This window comes from uncultured Sunxiuqinia sp. (assembly GCF_963974515.1).
Lineage (GTDB): Bacteria > Bacteroidota > Bacteroidia > Bacteroidales > Prolixibacteraceae > Sunxiuqinia.
On sequence record NZ_CAXBDD010000027.1, the window covers coordinates 20,362 to 42,903 of the forward strand.

The following is a 22,542-nucleotide window of genomic DNA, read 5'->3' on the forward strand; positions in this document are numbered from 1 at the left end:
GTTTCCCTACGGATAAAAATCAGGGCCGTGGTTTGTGATTTTTCCGCCCATTCGTCAAACGAATTAAAACCTGAGCGTTCGACCCTGTTCTGAAACAAAGATTCGGCGTAACGATCATTTAAATCTTTTAGAAACTGAAGGGTTTATTTCTTTCAATTGCACGATTTTCATATAGCGGACAATCAGATATGTAGGCCACATCTTGAGTAGGAGACGGTAAACATAGACAGAGGAATATTTAATGGATAAAACAAGCAGAATAAGAAGTCCTGCAATTAATGGGGTTAATACAATTGTTCTAAACGTTTTCTTCCTACGCTATGATTTAATTTCGGATGGTGATTTTTGTAAGCCTTTATAAATCAGCCATAAAGCCATCAGGATTTCAGCAAGTGCCATAGGGGTAGCAAGAATATTCTCGCCTAAGTTGAGTACTCTGAGATCGAATAAGCGCAGTTGACGGGAGCTATGCAAAAAAGCGTAACCAAGCCCTCCAAAATAGAGTAAATAGCCTAATAGCTTGGGCACTGACTTTGATTTGACCGACAAATAGCCTAAACCGATTAAGTGTAGTCCAAATAGAATAAGGCCAATAGACCATATTTTTTCAAACAGTTGAATATGAACTGTAGTTTCTGATACGGCATGTTGTTCTAAAACGGGGGTATCTAATGATAAGACAGGAAGTATTTTAAATAGCTGAATGATGGCGATCCCTAGTATTAAAGTGTAAGTGATTCTTATTAAGGAAGTTATTGTTGATATCTGTTTTGATGTATTACGAAAGAAGAAATACAACGAGATAGCTACGATTAAGTCAGTCATAAAAATGATGCTCCAACCAGACAATTCCGCATAAAAGAGTGATTTATTAGCTTGCAGATTCTGTAAAGTAATTTCAGGAGAATCCATCACCAGGTTATTGTGCGCATATCCAAAAGAGAACCCTGCCACAATAGCCATAATAATCAAAGAAATTCCTGCAATGACTCCATGTCTTTTCTCGTTGTTTAACATCAAGTGGTGAGTATGGCGAAAGAATGTTATCACAGCTAATTGTTTAACGTTAGTATCAAGAGCTTTTAAAACCCACTTGAATCAGGTTAAGCTCTTCTTTTACTTCTCACAATTTTTACGATACGATTATATATGATTTCCGATAGATTCCAATTGTATCCATCAAAATTGGTCGTATTTGTAAACTGAATAACAACCGTGTCAATGTTTGTGTGGTATTTGGCAATGCTCTGATAGCCGGGAATCAGCCCCGTATGTTCGTACACATATATGGATGAATAGATTTCCTGTTCTCCTTCATCAAACAAAAAACCATCGTTTAAAGCCCGCAAAAATATGCCCACGTCTTCGGCTGTGGCAATCATTGAGGTAAGCTTTGAGCCATATTCAGAAGTTTTTATGTCCTCCTCAATACCAACGTAATAACCACTCATCACATCGTCGATATTTACTTCATGGACCGATCCGAAAGTATTTTTGAGTCCGAGCGGGTGCAAAATTTCCTGCCTGATGTATTCGAATTTGCTCATGTCCGTAACTTTTTCAATGAGTTCGGAAATCAACAAATAATTGGTATTAGAATACCTGTACTTTTTATCCGGTTCAAAGTCAGCCGGTAAATCAAGGACTAATTCAAGTGCTTCTTTACTGTTTTCTGGTGGGTTTGACCAAAAATTTGGGGAATCAGTTAAATTGGGAATGCCACTTCGGTGCTGCACCATCATTCTCAGGGTAATCTCTTCTGCATTTTCAATTCTTCCCACCAGTTCAGGAAAGTAATTGGCAAGCGTTTTATCCAACGACAATTGTCCGTCATGCACCAATTTAGTGATGGCGACGGCATCGTATAACTTGCTGATGCTTGCAATCTTGAATAAGGCATTCGGGTCGGCGGGTATTTTATTTTTTCGGTTGTGCCAGCCTGCGGCATAAAAAGCAGGTTCTTTTCCAGCTTGGTCGACATAGACAATTATTCCATCAAACCCAAGTTTAATGGCTTCATTTGCTTGTTCCTGAACCGTATCTGGGAGTGGGGTTAACCAAGCCCTGACCAAAATCCAGGGTACGAAGAACAAGGAGCCTATACTTGCAGCAATAAATAATATTCTGAATATTTGTTTTGTTTGTTTCTTTGTCATGATGTCATTTCTTTTCAGGATAATGTTCTTTCATAGTATATTCAGAACAGTCATTCTCCTACTTTGTTGAACTTTCATTTCAGCCCAAATAGAGGTCTTAAAAAACCAATTCTTCTAATCATGAATTCATAAATGAGATAGCAGACGCCAAAGGTGAACATTGTTATTAATACGAATTTCAGTGCAGGTGGTATTTTCAAGGGCAAAATGATTAAAGCCCCGCTATATAAGGCAAACATATGAATGATATATACCGGATAGGCGGCCTGACTCAAGTAACTCAGTGCTTTACCTGGCTTGTTCAGGTATTGGTAACCGAAACCGAAAACTCCATATATCCAGCAATTCGATTCGATGGCCATGAGATAGCCTGGTGAAGTCGTTTCAAATACCAGCAACCGGATGATGAATAAAATGGCAGCCAAGCCAATATATAAATTTTTCCATTTCGAAACCGTTTGCCAAAATATCTTTCCGCAGTAAACAAAAAGAAATCCGAAGAAGAATGCCAGAAGTCCAAGTATATAGCCATGCAAGGTTTCTGCGTACAAGGTAAATAGTTGGGGGTTGACAATAATGGCTTCTGCAACAAAAAAGACAGATATTGTCAGTGGGCCCAGTGGTTTGTTCATGAAAGAGGATAATCCTTTTCTGAACTTCCCCGCTTCTTTTTTCATCAGGAAAAGAAAAAGAGGAGACAGCACCAGCACATAGAGAAAGATATTTCCCAGGAACCATAAATGGCCGACATGCGGGTAATAGCTTAACGGCAAGTGGTAGAACTTCTGAAAAATTAAAAAGTGCAGCGGCGCTATGGCCACAATCCCAAAAATGAAGGGCACCAGAATCCGCTTCGTTCGTTCAGAAATTAACTGCCGGAAGTTTCGTTTTTTCATGGCAAAATATAAGCCCATGCCCGATACGTAGAATAGGAATGGGATCCGCCATACGTTTAGCATGGTCATAGGTTTCCAGACGTTTTTCAACGGTTGTTCGCTTGTGATAAAGCCAACAAACATGGCCCACGGTTGGAAAATGATGGCTATGTGGTAGATTAATAGCAAACCAATAGCCAGCACGCGCAACCAATCAATATCGTGTCTTCTTTCTGTTGTCATAATCGTATTCGACTTTGGTTGATTATTGCAACATCATGGCAACGACCGGCCGTTTTTTTTGCACTTCTCCTAAATCCATGGTGATCCCAAGCGGCTCTATTTGCCTTTGAATCATTTCATAAATGGGCTTCATTTCTGCAAAAGGAACCGTAACTGATTCCCTCGGTGTTGCTCCGAAGTTGTTTTTTATGGATTTATCAGCCTTGGCATCGATAAGCATCTGCACAATCTCGATATGACAAAAGAACGCAGCGACATGTAAAGCGGTCGATCCCTCATTGTTCTTAAGGTTCAGATCAGCACCAGCATCAATCAGTGCTTTGGCAATCGCTGTTCGGCCAAACGACACGGCTGAGACTAATGGTGCTGAACCACTCATTTGATCTTTCCTGTTAATATCGGTTCCGGCTTCGATGTGTTGTTTGACGACTTCGAGATTGCCTGATATTACAGCTGTCTGTATGTCCATTTCGGGCGCTGCTGCGCTTGACTTTGCCGGAGCATTGTTGTCCGACGGAGTGTTATTCTTGTCACCCGATTGCGAGCACGCATTGAATAATAGAAAGATAACAAACGAAAAACTGACGATCATTTTAAAAGAATTAATTTTTAGTGCTTTCATAATTTTAAATTTTAATTTTTGACATTGAAAAAACTGTTTTACAAAGGTGGGCTGTTCTGCCAGGCAAGGCCTATGAAGTATGCAGCCATAAGTGTTAAATTTGAATTGGGCATAAAAACTATGACGCATAAATGCCACATTTGAAGCATGGAGCCTGTTTTTATACTCCGGAAAAGTAAGTTTGCAAGCGTTTCTATAAATTTTCCTACTTTCGCTTTTACAAGTATGAACATGTCGAACACACCAATCATTTCATCAGACTTCATTGATAAGGCGGAAGCGAATATTCTGGAGAACATCTCGAATGAACAATTCGGTGTTTCAGAACTGGCCGAACTCATGAATATGAGCCGTTCCAGTTTACTTCGAAAGATCAAATTGCATACAACGCTTTCTGCAAGCCAATTTATTCGTCAGGTTCGTCTTGTAAAAGGTCTGGAAATGCTCAAGCAAACCTCACTAACGGTGGCTGAAATTTCATACCAAGTGGGTTTTGGAAACACGTCGTATTTCATTAAGTGTTTTCGGGAACATTACGGATATTCACCCGGGGAGGTAAGAAAAGGAATCGTGCCAGCTGAAAATTTAGCGATCGAGGTGAGTTTTTTGGATAAATACAGATGGCATCTGGTATTGGCGGTTGTTTTACTGGTAATCGTTTTATCCATCGTGCTATTCAGAAATAGAAGCGCCGCTCCTACCGAAATTGACATTGAAAAATCGATTGCAGTGTTACCTTTCAAAAATGAAAGTGCCGATTCGTTAAACCTGTATTTCGTAAATGGGCTTATGGAATCGACTCTGACCAATTTGCAAAAGATTGGAGATTTACGTGTCATTAGCCGGACTTCGGTGTCGAAGTATCGGAATACGAATAAGGGCATTCCCGAAATAGCGGAAGAGCTTCATGTTAATTACCTGGTCGAGGGCAGTGGTCAACGCGCTGGAAATCAGGTCTTGCTCAATATTCAATTGATTGAGGCGTCAACCGACCGACCGGTTTGGAGTGAGCAATATACCCGTGAAGTGGGAGATGTATTTGCGCTTCAGAATGAAGTGGCCAGAAAAATAGCAGAAGCTATTGAGGCAATTGTAACACCTGCCGAATTGAAACAAATTGAGAAAGTACCGACGGAAAATTTAGTGGCTTACGATTATTACCTCCGGGCACTTGACCATCTCAACTCCGAAACGAAGGAAGGCTTGGAAAAGGCGATTCCCTTATTTGAGAAGGCAATAGAAAATGATGAACAGTTTGCCCTGGCCTATTCCAATATCGCAATCGCGTATTTCTTTTTGGATATGTATCAGAAACAAAAACACTACACCGAACAAATCAACAACTTTGCTGACAAGGCCCTGCTTTACGATTCCAAATCTGCTGAAAGTCTCATGGCCAAGGCACTTTACTACATACAAACCGAAGCGTATCAACTGGCCTTGCCACATCTTGAAAAGGCGCTTGAATACAACCCTAACGCATCAGCGGTGGTTCAGATGCTCGGTGATATATATGCCCGGGTTATCCCCAACACTGGCAAATACCTGGAATACGCTCTGAAAGGCATCCAACTAGATGTTGCCGCCAACGATTCCATCACACAAAGCTTTATTTATCTGCACCTAAGCAACGCACTGATCCAAAATGGTTTTGTAGATGAGTCGATGACTTACATCAACAAGTCGCTGGACTACAACCCCGAAAATGATTATGCACCATTGCTGAAAGCATTTATCCTATTCGCCAAAGATGGCAATATCGAGAAGATGAAAGACCTGTTAATCAGGGAATGGAGCAAAGATACTACCCGTTTAGACATCTTACAGGAAGTGGCCAAAGTCTATTATTTTCAGGAAGCGTACGACAGTGCCTTTTATTACTATGAAAAATTTGTCAGAGTTAGGGAGAGACTCGATCTGGATATTTATCCTCAGGAAGATGTCAAAATTGCCGCCGTCTACAAAAAGAAAGGCTTGGAAGCACAGGCCTCAACATTTTTTAATGCCTATACTCAGTATTGCGAAAAGGACCAATCCATATACAAGAGCGCCAGTATGGCGGTAAAGTATGCTTATGAAGGAAAAAACGACATGGCAATAGAGCAACTCAAAGCATTCGCGACACAGGACAATTACCAGTACTGGATTCTGCTATTCCAGCAAAAGGACCCGATTATGAAAGCATTAAGAAGCCATCCAGAGTATGATGAGACCATTCAAAAGATAGAAGACCGCTTTTGGGAAAAACAGGATAAACTGAAACAGTTACTCGATAATAAGGAATTAATATAAGCAATCTAAACCAGTACTATTGTCGAATTTATCTCCGAATTCATTTACAGGATGACGTTGAGGAGCAAATTATAGCATCCTTCCTGCTGCTTCCGCTTGAGAATCCATATTACGTCCAATGATCAACCCAATTAGCATTCCAATACACATGCCCAAAGCGATTCCCAAAGACCGCTCTATACTCGACAAAAACACAATTCCTAAAAGAATTCCAAAAGAAGATCCTAAACCAATACCAAGCTTGGTGTAATGCCCGGTTGAAATTAAAGAAAAGGTATTCTTTAAAAAATTTTCAAATTTACTAAGTGCTTTGCCGAAGTGTTTTTTCCTGTTTTCAGGATTCGATTCTAAATTTAAACGATCAAGCTCTGCTTCAATGGATTGAATTTCAACTTTTGAGAAGTCTCTGTTTTTCAATTCGGATAGGATATGAAGGAATTTTTCATAAATCCTGATTTCCGAATTTTTAGTGGTTTCAATAATTCTTAATCGTTCGAAAAAATTATAAGCTTCTTGTAATGTCATAATAATTAACGTTTTCCTGGTTAGTGGCTCAGCGCAAAAAATCTTACATGTAAAATCTGTTTTTCTTATCTATTTTTTTGAAAGGCCACATAAACTCATTTCGATACAAGCTGTTTTAATGGTTTAAACTTTCGATATCAGTCAGCAATTCATCCAGTTTTTTGAATACGTTACCGTAAATGAGGTTGACATCCCATTGATAAATCCTGCCGCCGCAAAATGCCAGTAACCCTAAAAATAGAACGGCGATAACGATTCCTATTAGCGGAATTCCGAATATTAGAATAGTGTCAGGAAAATTTGAGAGTATTTTATCTACAAGTCTTTCGCCCAAAGGGATGTGTTCTGCATCTTTAAACCAAAAGCCTAGAGCAAGCGACAGGAATATAATAGGGTACAAAAATGTAGATATCCTCTTATTAACGGCCACCTGTTTTTTTATCCATTGGTTAAATGCCTTGAGATATTCATAACTACTGACACCTTGATCTATTTTCTCTAACCCATTCAATAACCTACTATTAATAATAACAAGTACTATCAGGGTAACAAAAAACATCGCGCCTGTTATCGGTATTCCTACAAAATAGGAAACGATTAAAAAGGTGAACGAGAAGACAACAATCGCAATCAAGTTTATCCTGAACATCCTTTTAAATTTGTCAATGATATGAATTGATTTTCGGGTGTACAGCTTGTTTATTTTTGGTGCTACTAAAGCATCGCTTTTCAGAAAACCCTCTTTCCAAATGTTTTCAATTGATTTTTCCATCTAATATTTTTTTTAATTTCATTTTGATTCTTTGAACTCGAACGCCAATATTATTTGGATTTGTTCCAATAATATCAGCGATTTCCTGATACGATTTTTCTTCCAGATAAAGCATGATGATGGCTCGGTCTATTTCCCCCAGTTTCCGGATTGCAGCATATAAAAGATTCAGAGACTCGTTTGAAAACGCATCATTATTTTCCGTTTCTTCAGCTGGTAATGTGTCTGATACAAAATGCTGACTATTGTTTGTCTTTTTTTTCAGCAAGGTCAAACAAACGTTCAGTGAAATTCGGTAAACCCAGGTGCTCCATTCCGATTCCTCACGAAAGTTTTCTTTACTCCTCCAGATTTGCAGACACACTTCCTGAAAATAATCTTCAAAGTCTTCTTGTGAGTTCGTATATGCCCTGCATATTTTGATAATTATTCCCTTGAAGGGTAAAATAGATGTATTATAAAAATCGCTACTCAATTCGTTTTATTTTAGTTAGTGGTGAAACTCAGGAATTATTACAGCGAGAGAATTATTTGTAAAAAAGATACGATTTCAATAGATAGCAAACACATGGAATTCCTTATAAGATTTGTGCGGCTTGAAAATTGGAGATCCCGCCTGTCCGTCATTTGAGCAAGTGACGTTAAATAATCGACATTGTGTAACGAATCATCGTTTGCTAATTGATCGTTCCTGAAACTGGTATTCAAAGCGCTTTCGGGAGCTATTGGCGGCTAGGCGTAAAAACACCCGAACCTTTCGATGGTACAGGCTTGACACCGTCAAAAAAAACAATAACCATCCTCGGAGCGGAACCCGCGGTATTCAGCCGCCAAAAAGTCCCGGCAGATTGTTATTTTTGTAGACGATGAAAGAGAAGACGATTAGACGATGGCTACTTTTTGGTTTGCTTTTAGCCTTGTTTGTTCCGGTGTCGGGGCAGAGCCAGGTTATACAGATGGACACTGATAAACTGCAGCTGGCCAATCAGTATTACCGGAATAGGGATTTTGAGAAGGCGGCGGTCCTGTACCGCGAGATTTATGATAGGTCGGGAAACGATTCTTACTTTAATCTGTACTTGAATTGTCTGTTGGAACTGGAGGATTTTGCGCAGGCCGAAGAGGAGATCCGGAAACAGCTGACACGTCGCAAAAATGACGCCTACCTCTATGTGCAGTGGGGTTTTATGCTTTCGCAGCAGGGCAGGCAGGATGAAGCGGTGCGGAAATATGAAGAGTCTTTGCGGGTTGTTCCGAACAACAAAAGTGACTACATAAGGCTGGCCAGTGCCTTTTTGGGGCGCCAGCAATATGAATTTGCCCGCCGGGTTTACGAACTGGGCGACCAACGGCTGCCAAACGAGTCCTTTCATTATGAACTGGCGCGGGTTTATTTATACCAACGCGACTATGAGCAGATGTTTCAGGCTTACCTGGACTTGCTGAAGATTGATGAAAGCAATCTGGGGCGGGTTCAAAGTAGCATTCTGACGGCTTTTCGGATGGACGTGGACAATTCGTTGCGCGACGAGTTTCGGATTTCTTTGCTCCGGCGTATTCAGGAAGATCCGGATGTAATCGCCTACAATCATTTGCTTATCTGGCTATTTATTCAAGAAAATCGTTTTTCGCAAGCCTTGCGACAGGCCATTGCGCTGGATAAACGCATTGGGGCAGGCGATGCCAATATTGCCAGCCTTGCGCGAATAGCTGCCGGAAACGATGGAGTTGAGGAAGCCATTCGGGCGTATGACTACCTGATTGATAAGGGCCCGGGCGGTGAGTTTTACAATGAGGCCCATCAGGGAAAAATGAAAATGCATTATCATCTGTTTATTCACTATCCCGAGCAAAATCCGGATGCCTTAAGATTGCAGTCGCAGTTTCAAAAGACCTTTCAGGTCGTTGGTTTTTTGCCTGAAACAACTTCGCTCGTGATTGACTACGCGCATTTTTTGGCTTTCTATCAACAGGAAATTGATTCGGCAACGGACGTGTTACAAAACCAAATGACAATAAAAGGAATTAACGCTTTGCAACGCGATCAGCTGAAAAATGAGCTGGCCGATATTCAGGTGTTGAAAGATGATTTGTGGGAGGCGGTTTTGCTTTATTCACAAATCATTGATACCAACAAAAACAATCCGCTGGGCGATGAGGTAAAGCTGAAGAAAGCCAAACTCGGTTATTATATGGGCAATCTGAGCTGGGCGCAGGCCCAACTGGATGTGCTGAAAGCCAGTACGTCGAAGCTGATTGCCAACGATGCGCTGGAATTATCGATTTTTATTAGCAGCAATACTGCGCTTGACACCACTGAAGTTCCCATGCAGTTGTTTGCAAAAGCTGATTTGTACCAGTTTCGCAGACAGGATTCGCTGGCTTGGGCTACCTTGGATTCGATTGAAGCTCAATACAGCTACCATAGTTTGCTGGATGATATTTACTTCCGCAAAGCGAAAACCTTGACCAATCGTGGTGATTATGCGCAGGCAGCCGCTTTTCTCGAAAAAGTAAGAGACGGTTTTGCTTTCGATCTACTGGCCGACGATGCCTTATTTTTATTGGCTGAACTGTATGAGAAAAAGTTAGATCGGTCAGAGGAAGCCGGTGAGTTGTACAAGCAGATGCTGACCCAATACCCGGGAAGCATTTATGTGGAGGATGCCCGCGAACGATACCGTCGTTTGCGTGGTGAAATTCCGGTTGACAAAGAAACCCTATTTTTCAACGAACCCGACAACAACTAAATGAAGAATCAACGAAAAGCCATTTTGTGGGCTTTGCTGGCAGTGGTGTTTTGGTCTACCGTGGCGTCAGCGTTTAAAATTGCGTTGAAGGTTTTAAGCCCTTTTCAGTTGATTTTGGTGGCTTCCATTACTTCTTTTCTGATCTTTTTTATTCTGATATTGGTTCAAGGCAAATTCAGACTTTTGCTGACCGTGAACCGGCGGGGCTTGCTTTTGTCGGTGGGGCAGGGACTGTTCAACCCGTTTTTGTATTATTTGGTGCTTTTCAAAGCTTACGATTTGAATCCCGCACAGGTAACCCAGTCGCTAAATATGGTTTGGCCTATTGTTCTGGCCGTGTTGTCAGCTCCGGTTTTGGGGCACAAAATCAGTTCGCGCAATGTTTGGGGAATTCTGTTGAGCTTTGTGGGCGTGGTGTTTATCGCGTCGCAGGGAAGTATTTCCGGCTTTTATAAAACTGATTTGATCGGTGCACTGCTGGCTTTGGCAAGTAGTGTTATCTGGTCGTTGTACTGGATTTTTAGCGTGCAGGAAAAGCGCGATAAACTGGTGGTTTTTTTCTGGAACTTTGTCTTTGGAATTTCTTACTTGGTTGTGTACGGACTGTTTGCGCCTGGTGAAAGCTTTCAGATACAACCAGATGGCTACTTCTTTGTTGCAATTTACATCGGATTGTTTGAATTGGGACTTACTTATGTGGTGTGGATGAAAGCTTTACAATACAGCGATAACAATGCCGTAACAGGCAATTTTATTTTTCTTTCACCGTTTTTATCCTTGATCTTCATTCATTTTATTTTGCATGAAGTGATCCATCTGACCACCTTTTTTGGCCTTGCCTTGATAATTTTTGGCATCTTTGTTCAGCAGTTAAAAGTGAAACGATGGCGAATCCGTTAACAGTCGTGAAGAAAAAAGAGGTTTAACATAAAGATGACTCTAGCGATGAAAAATATAAAAAAAAGGGGGCTGTTAAGCCTTTTTCTTTCCGGGGTGTTATTGTTTGGAATTTCATGCTCCAAGGAAGAAGTCATTCCTGAGATTGAGTTGGAAGAGGAGCTTGTCGAGAATAGCAAGACTTACATCTACGATATTTTTCAGGATTGGTATTTTTGGCTTGATAAGCTGCCGGAACTCGATCCGAACACTTACAGCACCAACGAAAGTCTGGTGGGCGCCTTAATGTATGATGAGTTGGATCGCTGGAGTTTTGTGACTAGCCTGGATGCCTATCGAGCGTTGTTTGAACAAGCGCAGACTAAAGGTTTCGGCGTTGGAATGGCGGTAACGCCGGACCAAAAACTAATGGTTAAGTTTACTTACAAACAGTCGCCGATGGGGCTTGCCGGCGTGGATCGCGGCTGGGAGTTCATTGAGATTAATGATGTTCCGTTGCAGGATATCCCAGACTTGGGCGCTACTTTTGATACCGATTCGGAAGTGAAGTTTACTTTTGTGACGACTGAAAACGATACGGTTTCTCATTCGATGACCCGGACCGACTACAAGATGAATACCGTCTTGCACTGGAACGTACTGGCAGTCGGAGCAAAGAAGGTGGGCTATTTGGTTTTCGAAAGTTTTCTCGAGCCATCGCTGAAGGAGTTGGAGGATGTATTTACCGATTTTCAGGAGGAGGGTATTGATGAGCTCATCGTCGATTTACGATACAATGGTGGTGGCAACTTGGGCATCGCCTTCCTTTTGGAAGAACTAATTGGAGGCAGTGACATCGAAAAAAAATTACTGGGGCGCATTATCTACAATGAAAATCACACCGATGATAATGTCGATTTCGGTACCGAAGGCAATGAGCTGTCGGTTGATGTGGACCGGCTGTTTTTTATTACCACCGGCGCATCGGCTTCAGCCAGCGAAATGGTCATCAACGGCATGTTTCCCTTTAAGGAGGTCGTTACGATTGGAACGACAACTGCAGGAAAGCCTGTTGGGATGAGTGTTTTTCAGTCCGAAGAATACGATATCGCCTTGGCTCCGGTTACCTTCAAATTGCTAAACGCCAACGACCAGGGCGATTACTTCAATGGAATTTCGGCCGATTACGAAGTGGTTGATGATATATACCGAGGATGGGGAAACCCGGAGGAAGCGTGTTTAAAAGCCGCTCTCGATATTATCCGGGGTAACGATGTCATCGCCTTGAAATCAATGCAACTTCAACCTCAAGGCTTGCCTTTGAAACGTGGCTTGCAGGAAATTACGGGAGCTTATTAATGGGAATTACATCGAAACGAATTTTGGGGATCGACCCGGGAACGGTGGTGATGGGCTATGCCCTGATCGAAATTGTGGATAACAATCCGAAGATTTTGCACACAGGTGTTGTGAAAACAGGCAAGCTAAAAGATCACTATCTCAAATTGAAACAGATTTTCATCCGAACTCAACATTTAATGAATGAGTACCTGCCCGACGAACTGGCGATTGAATCACCGTTCTATGGAAAAGATATCCAAGCCATGCTTAAGCTTGGACGGGCGCAGGGAATTGTGATGGGCATAGCGCTGGAGAAGGACATTCCGGTGTTTGAATACGCACCGTTACGCGTCAAGCAAGCCATTACGGGCATGGGACGCGCTTCGAAAGAACAGGTGGCTTTCTTTTTACGAAACATGTTTAAAGATGATGAACTGCCCAGAGAGCTGGATGCGACCGATGCGCTTGCTGTTGCGGTTTGCCATTACCTGCAGCTTCGAAGCCCGCTCAAAGGGAAATCATATAAAGGCTGGGGTGACTTTGTCAAAAAGAATCCCGGTAGGGTGAAGTGAATGCTTATTCCGCGATGCTCAACATTTGGAAAAAGAAAAGCCATCCTGAAAAACAGAATGGCCAGCACTATCTTTTAATTGATTCTCCTAATCAATTTCTTCAGCAATTTTTATCCGTAAGGCTTCAAATTCCTTCGGAGTCATTTTCACTTTGTCTGAAAAATGAAGCAAATCCTTTTCTGATTGCATGGGCACAAGGTGGATGTGTGCATGCGGCACTTCAAGGCCTAAAACCATCACACCTACTTTTTGACAAGGAACAGCTTTTTTCAAACCAACAGCCACTTTTTTTGCAAATTGGTGTAGACCCGTGTAGGTTTCATCATCCAGGTCAAACAGGTAGTCCACTTCCTTTTTTGGAATAACCAGCGTGTGTCCTTTAGCTGTTGGGAAAATATCCATAAAAGCTAAATAGTTCTCATCCTCAGCCACTTTGTAGGCTGGGATCTCTCCTGAAATGATTTTTGTAAACAGGCTTGCCATAGCTTAAAGTGAAATGTCGATGATTTCGAAAGGAATGATACCTGATGGTACCTGTATTTCTACCAAATCTCCTACCTTTTTGCCGAGTAATCCCTGCGCAATTGGCGTTTCAATTGAGATCTTGCCTGACTTCAAATCTGCTTCATGCTCCGATACAATCGTATATTGCATTGTGGCATTGTTTTTTTTGTTTTTGATGGTCACTTTGTTCAGAATTTGCACTGACGAGGTATCAATTTTTGACTCATCAATGATACGTGCATTGGCAATTTTGCCACGGAGCTGAGCTATTTTTGCTTCAAGCATACCCTGGGCATCTTTTGCTGCATCGTATTCTGCGTTTTCCGAAATATCACCTTTTTCAATGGCTTCCCCAATTTGCTTCGAAATTGCAGGACGCTCCACATTCATCAGGTGCTCAAGTTCCTTTTTTAGTTTGTTCAATCCCTCTTGGGTAATAAAGGTCACTTTTCCCATTGTTTTTCACTTTTTTGATGTGACTACATAAAAGAAAAAAGAATTCCGAACGAGTGGAACCCTTTAGCTTTACAAAGCTATATAAAATATTCGGTATTTGCGAGTGCTAAACTCCTGAAAAGCTTATAAAATATTGTTTATGAAACCGTTCTAGTATTTTCTTTCCAGAATTTCAGCGTAAATGATGGCTTTTCGCAGTGAGAAATCACTCATGACTGAATAGCGGGCACCTTTGGTTTCTGTTTCCGTTTCTGTTGCTGACGATGCAATCTTATTTTTATGAATGGCATCTCCAATTTCAGTTTTCTTCAGAAGTGATGACCGGAGAGGTTGTCGCTCCAGTTTCGGTTCTGGTATTCGTCGTTCAGCTTTCCTTGGTTCGGGAATAATTTGTGGCCTCTCCATGACGACCGGTTCCCGTACAGTTTTTGGCTGGGGCTCTTCCCTGAACATCGGATCATCGAAAATTTGGTCAAAGAAAGAAGGTTCGTGTTCTGGTTCTTGTTCTTCTTCCATCATTTGCTCCATCTTTTTCTTTTTGTTCTGATTGATCGCTCCAAAGATTGAAAGAACAATAGCGATAAGAATAAAAATATAATCTTCCATTTTATCTTAATTTTGTTGTGCCCAGAGTAAAATATCTTCGTCTTTTCGTTGTTTTAAGAGTTATAAAGATATAAAAAATGAATGGCATAAAATGGTTCTCCCGGAGGTTAAGTTTTTTATTCCTCCTTTTGCTTGCTTTTGGTTTATCTTGCGACGACGACTTTGACTCTTCGATCCCCTATGTTGAGGTGAATTTTTATATCAATTTGGTCAATCATAATGCGCTGAATACGGTAGGCTATCCCGAATATTTCAACGGAGGCTATGGTGGTATTGCTGTTATTAACAGTGGCGTTTCGTTCTATGCCTATGACATGACTTGCCCGTACGAAACGGATTTTAATTGCCGTCTGAACGACGATCATGATGTGATTGGAACGTGCCCTTGTTGCGAAACACAATACAACTTGCTGGATGGTGGCTATGTCATCAGCGGGCCATCGGCCGAGCCGTTAAAACAATACCGGGTCAATGTGTCGGGAGGCCGCCTGCATGTGACCAATTAATCATTAGCAAATTTCATGGAGTTCCCGATTCTTCTCCTCCAGCAGAAAAATACGGTCGAAGGACGAGTTAAAATCCCAATTATTGAGTTTGTTGCGGTAGTGGAAGTTCAGCTGATCCTGGAACGACCGGAGATGGATAAGTAACCACAATTCAACAGGCTTAACTTTTTGATAGAGATAAATTTTCTCTTCCTTGGCTAAGATCGTGTGTTCAATGTTTTGATACAGCAGCTCGGGGGTGTTGTAGTATCCCAGGTTGTCGTAAAACGTTTGTCCATGCAATTCGGTGAGCTCAATGCCAATCACTTTTTTTCGGTTCAGGCGAACTAAAAAATCGGGCGATTCCGTTTGCACCACTTTCCCCTTCGGAAAGTCGCGGACTAAATTCCTAAAGATTTGAAGTACCTGGTGCTCATGTATTTTTTTGTCGGACATGCCCGAAGATACAAAAAAAAGCAGCCCGTGAGCTGCTTTTTTGTATCAATTAATAACGATAGTGTTCTGGTTTGTAGGGACCTTCAGGTGCAACACCAAGATAATCGGCCTGCTCTTTGGTAAGCGTGGTAAGTTTCACTCCCAATTGCTCCAGATGCAGGCGGGCTACTTCTTCGTCCAGGTGTTTTGGCAGGCGGTAAACATCTGTTTTGTATTCATTTTTCCACAATTCAATTTGTGCCAGCGTTTGGTTGGTAAACGAATTACTCATTACAAATGAAGGGTGGCCGGTGGCGCATCCCAAATTAACCAGACGGCCTTCAGCTAATAAATAAATGGCGTGCCCATTTTGATAGGTGTATTTGTCTACCTGTGGCTTGATATTGAGCTTTGTAATGCCCGGCCATTTTTCGAGGCGCGAAACCTGAATTTCATTGTCGAAGTGGCCGATGTTACAAACAATGGCCTGGTCTTTCATGCCAGCCATGTGCTCAGCCGTAATAATGTCCTTGTTTCCGGTGGTGGTTACAAAAATGTTTCCTTCGTCCAGTGCATCTTCCATGGTCTTCACTTCAAAACCTTCCATGGCGGCCTGCAGGGCACAAATGGGGTCAATTTCGGTGACAATCACCCGGGCGCCATAGCCACGCATCGATTTGGCGCATCCTTTACCAACATCGCCGTAACCGGCAACGACAACAACTTTTCCACCAATCATCACGTCGGTGGCACGCTTAATACCATCGGCCAGCGATTCGCGACAGCCATACAGGTTATCAAATTTCGATTTGGTGACCGAGTCATTCACATTGAAGGCGGGGAATAACAAGGTCCCTTTTTCCATCATTTGGTAAAGCCGGTGTACGCCGGTGGTGGTTTCTTCCGACACTCCTTTGATTTCGGGAGCTGTTCGGTGCCAGCGCTGGGGATCTTCGTTTAGAATGCGTTTCAGAATATTATTGAGTTGAATTTCATCTTCGGCCTCTAATTTCACGTCCAGCAAGGCGGGGTTATTCTCAGCGGCGTAACCATGGTGAATCATTACGGTGGCATCGCCTCCATCGTCAACGATCAGTGTGGGCCCTTGTCCTTTTCCAAAGTCGAGTGCACGCTCGGTGCACCACCAATATTCCGCCAGGGTTTCACCTTTCCAGGCAAACACCGGAATTCCCGCAGCAGCAATCGCTGCAGCAGCATGGTCTTGTGTGCTGAAAATGTTACAACTGGCCCAACGGACAGATGCACCGAGCTCAACCAAGGTTTCAATTAACACTGCGGTTTGGATGGTCATGTGCAAAGAACCCATGATTCGAGCGCCTTTCAGCGGTTTCTCCTTCGCATGTTTTTTGCGGATGGACATCAGGCCCGGCATTTCCTTCTCGGCAATCTCAATCTCTTTACGTCCGTAATCGGCAAGCGAAATATCAGCCACTTTAGAATCAATTTTCGTATCTGTCATCGTTGTCATAATGTGTTCAATTTTAGTGGTGCAAAGATAATTATTCCAGACGAAATAATGGTCATGAAACAAAATTGTTTGGCGATTGGATTAGTAGACTGGAGTGAACGGTGGGCGGATAAAAGTTGGCTGGCTGATCAGTTGCTACTCCTGACTGAAAAATTCCTGAACATCCAGTTTGTCTTTTTGCAGTTGTGAACGCAAACCGTCGATGGAGCCAAACTTTTGTTCTTCGCGAATTTTGGTGACGAACTTCAACTCCAATTGTTTTTTGTAAATGTCTTTGTCGAAATCAAAAATATGGACTTCAATACTTCTGTTATCCGCATTGTTGTTAATTGTGGGGCGGGTTCCAATGTTTAGCATTCCACGGTGAATGACCCCTTCAATATTAACGAGAACGGCATAAACACCGTACCCTGGAATAATCTTATGTGGGTCGGAGGCTTCAATATTGGCCGTAGGAAATTGGATTTTGCGTCCCAGCTTTTGTCCTTCAATAACGGTTCCATGCAGGCTGAAGGGATAGCCCAAGTACCTGTTTGCTTTGCTGATATCGCCTATTTGAAGCGCCTGCCGAATTTTGGTTGAGCTGATATTCATATTGTCCGAAAGCAGCACATCCAACTTTTCCAGTTTGAAATTGAAGGCCATGGAAAGACCCTGAAGCATTTCAAAGTCACCTTTGCGGTCTTTCCCGAATTTGTGGTCATATCCAACGACAAGGCTGTCGATATTCAGCTGGTTGACTAAAAGAATGCGGACAAAATCGGTGTAACTTAATTCAGAAAAGTCTCGGGTGAATGGGTAGATAATCAGGTGATCGACGCCAGCTTGATCAAGCAGTTCAATTTTTTCATTCAGCGTGGTGAGCAAGCGCAAACTGCTCTGGTCTTTGGTCAGCACCAATCGAGGATGTGGGGAAAAAGTAAAAATGACCGATTCTCCTCCGTTTTGCTTGGCGATTTCATTCAGACGGTCAATGACCTTGCGGTGCCCCAAGTGTACACCATCAAAAGATCCAACCGTGAGGACTGGTTTTGCTACATTAAATTGGCTAACGTCACGATAAACTTTCATTCAAGTCTCATTTTGCAGTGCCAAAAGTAGTATAATTTTAGATTTTTGAATAACGCTTAACGATGAAAACCAGTCGAGTGTATAAAAGATTTCATACTTACCGGTGAATTGATTGGTAAATTATTATTTTTACGCACCAATAAAAAATTGAAAAATCCGAATTGTGAAAAGACTATTTGTACTCCTAATTTCGATTGCTGCATTCATGGTGGCTTGTGATGATTCCACGCATTACAAAATCTCAGGGCGCATTAGCAACGCCGAAGGACAGTATGTTTACCTCGATAAACTGAAGGTAAGCTCATCCGAAAATGTCGATTCAGTAAAGATAGGAAAGTCCGGGGAATTTGAATTTGACGGCATTGTTCAGCATCCTACTTTTTTTCTGTTGAAGTTAAGCGACCGAAATTTTATTACCCTGTTGGTTGACTCGGCTGAGCAGGTTCAGGTAGCTGGAGACGCGGCCAACTTTTCGCGCGACTATATCGTAAACGGCTCCGAAGGTTCAGCACAGGTACAGGAGCTAAACCAGCATTTAAGTCACACAAAACATCTGCTGGATTCAATCAGTTCACTACATGTTCTTTTTCGGACTGATCCAAATTATCCAAGGTTGAAAAAGAAATGGGAGAAGGAATATAACGAGGTCGTGGAGGAGCAGATCAAATATTCTCAAAACTTTGTGACCTCGCATCCGTTTTCCATGGCCAATGTTTTGGCTCTCTATCAGAAATTCGACAACGACAATTTTGTCATCCAGGATATTCAATCTCTAAAAACAGCTGCTTCAGCTCTGAATTCTTTTTATCCCGAGTCAGAACATGTCAAGGCATTATATGCCAATACGATTAAGTTGATGCAAGATGAGCGCAGCGCACGAATTCAACAACTGATTCAGGAACAAGGAGAAAATAGTCCTGACATTGTGCTGCCTGATCCTGATGGGAAGGAAGTTGCCTTGTCGTCCTTGCGGGGAAAATATGTTTTGCTTCAGTTTTGGTCGGCGCAAGACCGTGGATCAAGAATTATGAACCCGGTTTTGGTTGAGCTTTATAAGAAATACAACCGAAAAGGATTTGAGATTTACCAGGTTAGTGTCGACGAAGACCGCTACGAGTGGGTTGATGCGATTGACCAGGACAAGCTTTCGTGGATTAATGTTGGCGATATGGAAGGAAGCCGGACGGCTGTCATCAACTACAATGTGCAGCAAGTTCCTTTTAATTATCTGCTCGACGATGAAGGTGTTATTATTGCCAAAGACTTGAAGGGGCCTGCATTGGATCGCTTGTTGGGCGAAGAGTTGAATTAATTGCTGTCTGCACTTTTTGTTCGGATGGTTTGATGAAATGAATTCGTGAAACTTAATTTTTTACTGGTATATTTGTCGGGTTTTTTTGACGAAAAAGATATAAGTTGACTGACTATCAAGGTAAAATATATTTTATTTCAGACATCCATCTTGGTGCTCCGGCACTGAAGAATAATAGGGAGCGCGAGAAACTTTTTGTGGCGTGGCTCGATGATATCAAAAAGGATGCCGCTGCACTTTTCCTCATGGGTGATATTTTCGATTACTGGTTTGAATATAAGACCGTTGTCCCTCGTGGGTTTACGCGTACATTGGGGAAAATTGCAGAACTAGCTGATTCAGGTATCCCGGTTCATTTTTTCACCGGAAACCACGATGTGTGGGTGTTTGATTATTTGCCATCTGAATTGGGCGTTCATGTTCATCGCGAAGAAATGCGGGTGAATTTTTCAGGAAAGAAGTTTTTCCTGGCCCATGGCGACGGATTGGATCCTTACGACAAAGGCTACCATCTGCTGAAAAAACTTTTCACAAACCGTTTTTTACAATGGCTGTTTTCGTGGCTGCATCCAAATCTGGGTGTTTCGCTGGCTCACGCCTGGTCAAAAAAGAGCCGGTTGACCAAGGGCATGTTTGTGCCTTTTCAAGGTGAAGAAAAGGAGGGACTCTACCTTTTTGCAAAATCAACCCTTGAAGATGAAGAAGTTGACTATTTTATTTTTGGTCATCGGCATTTGTTATTAGATTTGCCCCTTGGAAAAAACACACGCTACATTAATTTGGGCGATTGGATTTCCCATTTTTCATATGGCGTGTTTGATGGTGAGAAATTTGAATTGAAAACATATAAAGGTCCAGGCGAAAGCCTATGAATTGATTGTTATGGCGAAGAATATCTATACGAAAATTATTGGTACAGGAAGTTACATTCCTGAGCAGGTGGTTAAAAACGATTACTTTTCTGATTACAAATTTTATGATCCCTCCACCCGGGAACTTTTCGACAAGACCAATGAAGAGATCATTGAAAAGTTTCATGAGATCACCAATATTGAAGAACGTCGTTGGGTAAAAGACGATCAGGTGGATTCGGATATTGCAGCTGAAGCCATTAAAAATGCTTGTCAGGCGGCCGGATTAAGTCCGGAAGAGTTAGACTTCATTATTGTAGGTCACAATTTTGGAGATGTCGCTTCCGGAAGGACACACTCCGACATTGTTCCGTCGTTGGCCAACAAAGTGAAAAGGAAATTAAACCTGAAAAACCCGTTCTGCATTTGTCACGATGTCATATCCGGTTGTCCTGGCTGGACACAGGGAATGATTATCGCTGACGCCTACATTCGGAGCGAAACCTATAAGCGGGGTGTAGTGGTGGGGGCCGATGTGCTCTCGCGCATTTCCGATCCGCATGACCGCGACAGTATGATTTATGCTGATGGAGCCGGAGCCACAATTGTTGAAGCGACCTGGTCGGACGAACCAATCGGAATTCTTTCCCATTCAAGTCGCTCCGATTCAATTCCTTATGCAGGATTGCTGACTATGGGTGGTTCGTCTAATCCGGATTACGAAGGAGATGATCTGTTCATAAAAATGATTGGCCATAAACTGTATGTGTACGCTTTGAGCTTTGTTCCTGGCGTGGTAAAAGATAGTCTTGAGAAAGCTGGTCTGCATTTGAGCGATGTGAAAAAAGTATTGATCCATCAGGCCAATGAAAAGATGGATGAAGCCATTTTGAAAGGGGTTTTCAAATTGTATAAAGAGAAAAATATTCCCGATGGAATTATGCCCATGAGTATCAATAAACTTGGGAATTCGTCGACTGCAACTGTTCCGACCTTGCTTGATTTGATTGTAAGAGGAAAGATGGAGAATCAGGAAATTAATGCCGGCGATTATATTATTTTATGCTCGGTGGGAGCAGGAATGAACATCAATTCAATCGTTTATAAATGGTAGAAGGCTGGTTGACAGTGAAAGCAAACAGACTCAGATTCTGATAGCTGTCTTGGCCCCGAGTCGTGTGAAATATCCAAGAAGAAGCCTTTATTGAATGTCCGGTGTGCGAAATTGGGAGCGATTCTGTGCCTGGCAACCCAATCACCGCTTAGTTTGATTTGCTACTGAAGTGGCGCTTTGGCACGAAAACCTACCAGTTGATTGGCGGCAGTTCCTGCTGTTTCAAGAAAGCATTGGTGCGGCTAAAGTGTTTGTTCCCAAAGTAACCCCTGCTTGCCGAAAGGGGTGATGGATGCACCGATGTCAACACCAGGTGCTTTCTTTCATCAATGAATTCGCCTTTGCGTATGGCATAAGTTCCCCACAAAATAAACACCACATGCTCTTTATGGGCGTTGATTTGGTGTATCACCGCATCGGTAAACTGCTCCCAGCCTTTTTTCTGGTGCGATCCGGCTTGCCCTGCACGAACAGTAAGCGTTGCATTTAAAAGCAGCACACCCTGCCTGGCCCAGTTTGTCAGGTTGCCGGTTGTCGGAATTGGTTTGCCAACATCTTGCTGTAACTCCTTGAAAATGTTTCGCAGGCTCGGAGGAAAGGAAATCCCGTCGTTGACCGAAAAACACAGACCATGCGCCTGCCCCGGGCCGTGGTAGGGATCCTGGCCAAGAATAACCACTTTTACCTGATCGAACGGACATTGGTCAAAAGCGTTGAAAATGAGTTTAGCAGGCGGATAAATTTTGTGTGTCCGGTATTCTTCGTGGACAAATGCACTTAGTTTCTTAAAGTAGTCTTTCTCAAATTCCTGGGCCAGAACCTTTTTCCAACTGGCATCAATCTTTACATCCATCGAACGGGGTTTTATTTTCGGAGCGTTAAAATAGTGCATAAGTTTCAAATTCCAAATTCCTAATTCCAAGTTCCGAGTTTCGGGCCGCACAATGTTGATGTTCAACCATAGGCTGACGAGCAAAGAACAAACCCTGAAAGGGTTACAGGGAAGTGAACAAGATAGATTGAAGGCGCACAGGAAAGGTCATTTGAAATACCAATCATAGCTGCGCCGCAAAGCAAAATCAAGCTGCCAGCCGCAACTTTAAACTTGAAACTGTAAAGGGAATCATAAACAATCATACCTGATCTGCGTCCAATTCCTTCAAGCCGCCTGCTGCAAGCATCCGGCCTCAGTCTC

General features: G+C 42.3%; 24 protein-coding genes. 9 read left to right on the plus strand and 15 right to left on the minus strand.

Features of this window, described 5'->3' with window-relative positions; genetic code table 11:
• Positions 1–318: 318 nt before the first annotated feature.
• The 4 genes from AAC033_RS08435 to AAC033_RS08450 form a co-directional block, all read right to left on the minus strand.
• A complete protein-coding gene (locus tag AAC033_RS08435; RefSeq protein WP_339737007.1) occupies positions 319–1,050 on the minus strand; it encodes a DUF4386 domain-containing protein in 732 nt (243 codons plus the stop codon).
• 53 nt (positions 1,051–1,103) lie between these two features.
• Positions 1,104–2,156 carry a serine hydrolase domain-containing protein gene (locus tag AAC033_RS08440; RefSeq protein ID WP_339737009.1) on the minus strand — a complete coding sequence of 351 codons (1,053 nt, stop codon included), beginning with the start codon at positions 2,154–2,156 and terminating at the stop codon, positions 1,104–1,106.
• A gap of 74 nt (positions 2,157–2,230) precedes the next feature.
• Positions 2,231–3,274, minus strand: coding sequence for an acyltransferase family protein (locus AAC033_RS08445; RefSeq protein WP_339737011.1), 1,044 nt, complete (start codon positions 3,272–3,274; stop codon positions 2,231–2,233).
• Positions 3,275–3,296: 22 nt separating this feature from the next.
• Complete coding sequence (locus tag AAC033_RS08450; protein WP_339737013.1) at positions 3,297–3,896, minus strand: ankyrin repeat domain-containing protein; 600 nt, start codon at positions 3,894–3,896, stop codon at positions 3,297–3,299.
• A gap of 231 nt (positions 3,897–4,127) precedes the next feature.
• Between AAC033_RS08450 and AAC033_RS08455 the strand changes: the two genes are divergently transcribed.
• Positions 4,128–6,188, plus strand: a complete 2,061-nt coding sequence (locus AAC033_RS08455) for a helix-turn-helix domain-containing protein (RefSeq protein ID WP_339737015.1) — start codon at positions 4,128–4,130, stop codon at positions 6,186–6,188.
• A gap of 69 nt (positions 6,189–6,257) precedes the next feature.
• Here AAC033_RS08455 and AAC033_RS08460 read toward each other — a convergent pair whose 3' ends face one another.
• The 3 genes from AAC033_RS08460 to AAC033_RS08470 form a co-directional block, all read right to left on the minus strand.
• Positions 6,258–6,713: a hypothetical protein gene (locus AAC033_RS08460; RefSeq protein ID WP_339737017.1), complete on the minus strand. Its 456-nt coding sequence runs from the start codon at positions 6,711–6,713 to the stop codon at positions 6,258–6,260.
• A 115-nt stretch (positions 6,714–6,828) separates the two neighbouring features.
• Positions 6,829–7,485 carry a hypothetical protein gene (locus AAC033_RS08465; protein WP_339737019.1) on the minus strand — a complete coding sequence of 219 codons (657 nt, stop codon included), beginning with the start codon at positions 7,483–7,485 and terminating at the stop codon, positions 6,829–6,831.
• Entirely contained in the window at positions 7,469–7,960 is a 492-nt protein-coding gene (locus AAC033_RS08470) for a sigma-70 family RNA polymerase sigma factor (protein ID WP_339737021.1), read from the minus strand. Before AAC033_RS08470 ends, AAC033_RS08465 begins: the two co-directional genes overlap by 17 nt.
• A 391-nt stretch (positions 7,961–8,351) precedes the next feature.
• Here AAC033_RS08470 and AAC033_RS08475 point away from each other — a divergent pair, with 391 nt between their 5' ends.
• Genes AAC033_RS08475 through ruvC form a run of 4 tightly spaced genes read left to right on the plus strand, consistent with a single transcriptional unit; the run spans position 8,352 to position 13,024 of the window.
• Positions 8,352–10,235 carry a tetratricopeptide repeat protein gene (locus AAC033_RS08475; protein ID WP_339737023.1) on the plus strand — a complete coding sequence of 628 codons (1,884 nt, stop codon included), beginning with the start codon at positions 8,352–8,354 and terminating at the stop codon, positions 10,233–10,235.
• A complete protein-coding gene (locus AAC033_RS08480; protein ID WP_339737025.1) occupies positions 10,236–11,135 on the plus strand; it encodes a DMT family transporter in 900 nt (299 codons plus the stop codon).
• Positions 11,136–11,180: 45 nt separating this feature from the next.
• Entirely contained in the window at positions 11,181–12,470 is a 1,290-nt protein-coding gene (locus AAC033_RS08485; RefSeq protein WP_339737027.1) for a S41 family peptidase, read from the plus strand.
• A complete protein-coding gene (ruvC, locus tag AAC033_RS08490) occupies positions 12,470–13,024 on the plus strand; it encodes a crossover junction endodeoxyribonuclease RuvC (RefSeq protein WP_339737029.1) in 555 nt (184 codons plus the stop codon). Before AAC033_RS08485 ends, ruvC begins: the two co-directional genes overlap by 1 nt.
• Positions 13,025–13,111: 87 nt before the next feature.
• Here ruvC and AAC033_RS08495 read toward each other — a convergent pair whose 3' ends face one another.
• The 3 genes from AAC033_RS08495 to AAC033_RS08505 all read right to left on the minus strand — a co-directional run bounded on the left by AAC033_RS08495 (position 13,112) and on the right by AAC033_RS08505 (position 14,590).
• Positions 13,112–13,507 (minus strand): HIT family protein, encoded by a 396-nt coding sequence (locus tag AAC033_RS08495; protein ID WP_339737031.1) that lies wholly within the window; start codon positions 13,505–13,507, stop codon positions 13,112–13,114.
• Positions 13,508–13,510: 3 nt separating this feature from the next.
• Positions 13,511–13,984 carry a transcription elongation factor GreA gene (gene greA, locus AAC033_RS08500; protein WP_339737033.1) on the minus strand — a complete coding sequence of 158 codons (474 nt, stop codon included), beginning with the start codon at positions 13,982–13,984 and terminating at the stop codon, positions 13,511–13,513.
• A gap of 150 nt (positions 13,985–14,134) precedes the next feature.
• Positions 14,135–14,590 (minus strand): hypothetical protein, encoded by a 456-nt coding sequence (locus AAC033_RS08505; protein WP_339737035.1) that lies wholly within the window; start codon positions 14,588–14,590, stop codon positions 14,135–14,137.
• 77 nt (positions 14,591–14,667) lie between these two features.
• Here AAC033_RS08505 and AAC033_RS08510 point away from each other — a divergent pair, with 77 nt between their 5' ends.
• The gene (locus tag AAC033_RS08510) at positions 14,668–15,096 is read left to right on the plus strand and encodes a hypothetical protein (protein ID WP_339737037.1); all 429 of its coding nucleotides are present in this window, start codon (positions 14,668–14,670) and stop codon (positions 15,094–15,096) included.
• A 3-nt stretch (positions 15,097–15,099) separates the two neighbouring features.
• Here AAC033_RS08510 and AAC033_RS08515 read toward each other — a convergent pair whose 3' ends face one another.
• From AAC033_RS08515 to AAC033_RS08525, 3 genes are all read right to left on the minus strand, one after another.
• On the minus strand, positions 15,100–15,531 hold the full coding sequence (locus AAC033_RS08515; RefSeq protein WP_339737039.1) for a hypothetical protein: 432 nt from the start codon (positions 15,529–15,531) through the stop codon (positions 15,100–15,102).
• Between the two features lie 49 nt (positions 15,532–15,580).
• On the minus strand, positions 15,581–16,999 hold the full coding sequence (gene ahcY / locus AAC033_RS08520; RefSeq protein ID WP_339737041.1) for an adenosylhomocysteinase: 1,419 nt from the start codon (positions 16,997–16,999) through the stop codon (positions 15,581–15,583).
• Between the two features lie 135 nt (positions 17,000–17,134).
• Positions 17,135–18,070, minus strand: coding sequence for a bifunctional riboflavin kinase/FAD synthetase (locus tag AAC033_RS08525; protein WP_339737043.1), 936 nt, complete (start codon positions 18,068–18,070; stop codon positions 17,135–17,137).
• 163 nt (positions 18,071–18,233) lie between these two features.
• On the opposite strand from AAC033_RS08525, the gene AAC033_RS08530 reads away from it, so the two are divergent.
• From AAC033_RS08530 to AAC033_RS08540, 3 genes are all read left to right on the plus strand, one after another.
• Positions 18,234–19,382 (plus strand): TlpA disulfide reductase family protein, encoded by a 1,149-nt coding sequence (locus tag AAC033_RS08530; protein WP_339737045.1) that lies wholly within the window; start codon positions 18,234–18,236, stop codon positions 19,380–19,382.
• A 104-nt stretch (positions 19,383–19,486) separates the two neighbouring features.
• Positions 19,487–20,254: a UDP-2,3-diacylglucosamine diphosphatase gene (locus tag AAC033_RS08535; protein ID WP_339737047.1), complete on the plus strand. Its 768-nt coding sequence runs from the start codon at positions 19,487–19,489 to the stop codon at positions 20,252–20,254.
• A 10-nt stretch (positions 20,255–20,264) separates the two neighbouring features.
• Entirely contained in the window at positions 20,265–21,347 is a 1,083-nt protein-coding gene (locus AAC033_RS08540) for a ketoacyl-ACP synthase III (RefSeq protein WP_339737049.1), read from the plus strand.
• A 190-nt stretch (positions 21,348–21,537) separates the two neighbouring features.
• On the opposite strand, the gene AAC033_RS08545 is transcribed toward AAC033_RS08540, so the two are convergent.
• Positions 21,538–22,200 (minus strand): uracil-DNA glycosylase, encoded by a 663-nt coding sequence (locus tag AAC033_RS08545; RefSeq protein ID WP_339737051.1) that lies wholly within the window; start codon positions 22,198–22,200, stop codon positions 21,538–21,540.
• A 101-nt stretch (positions 22,201–22,301) separates the two neighbouring features.
• The coding region (locus AAC033_RS08550; protein WP_339737053.1) for a hypothetical protein at positions 22,302–22,542 on the minus strand (241 nt) is incomplete at its 5' end.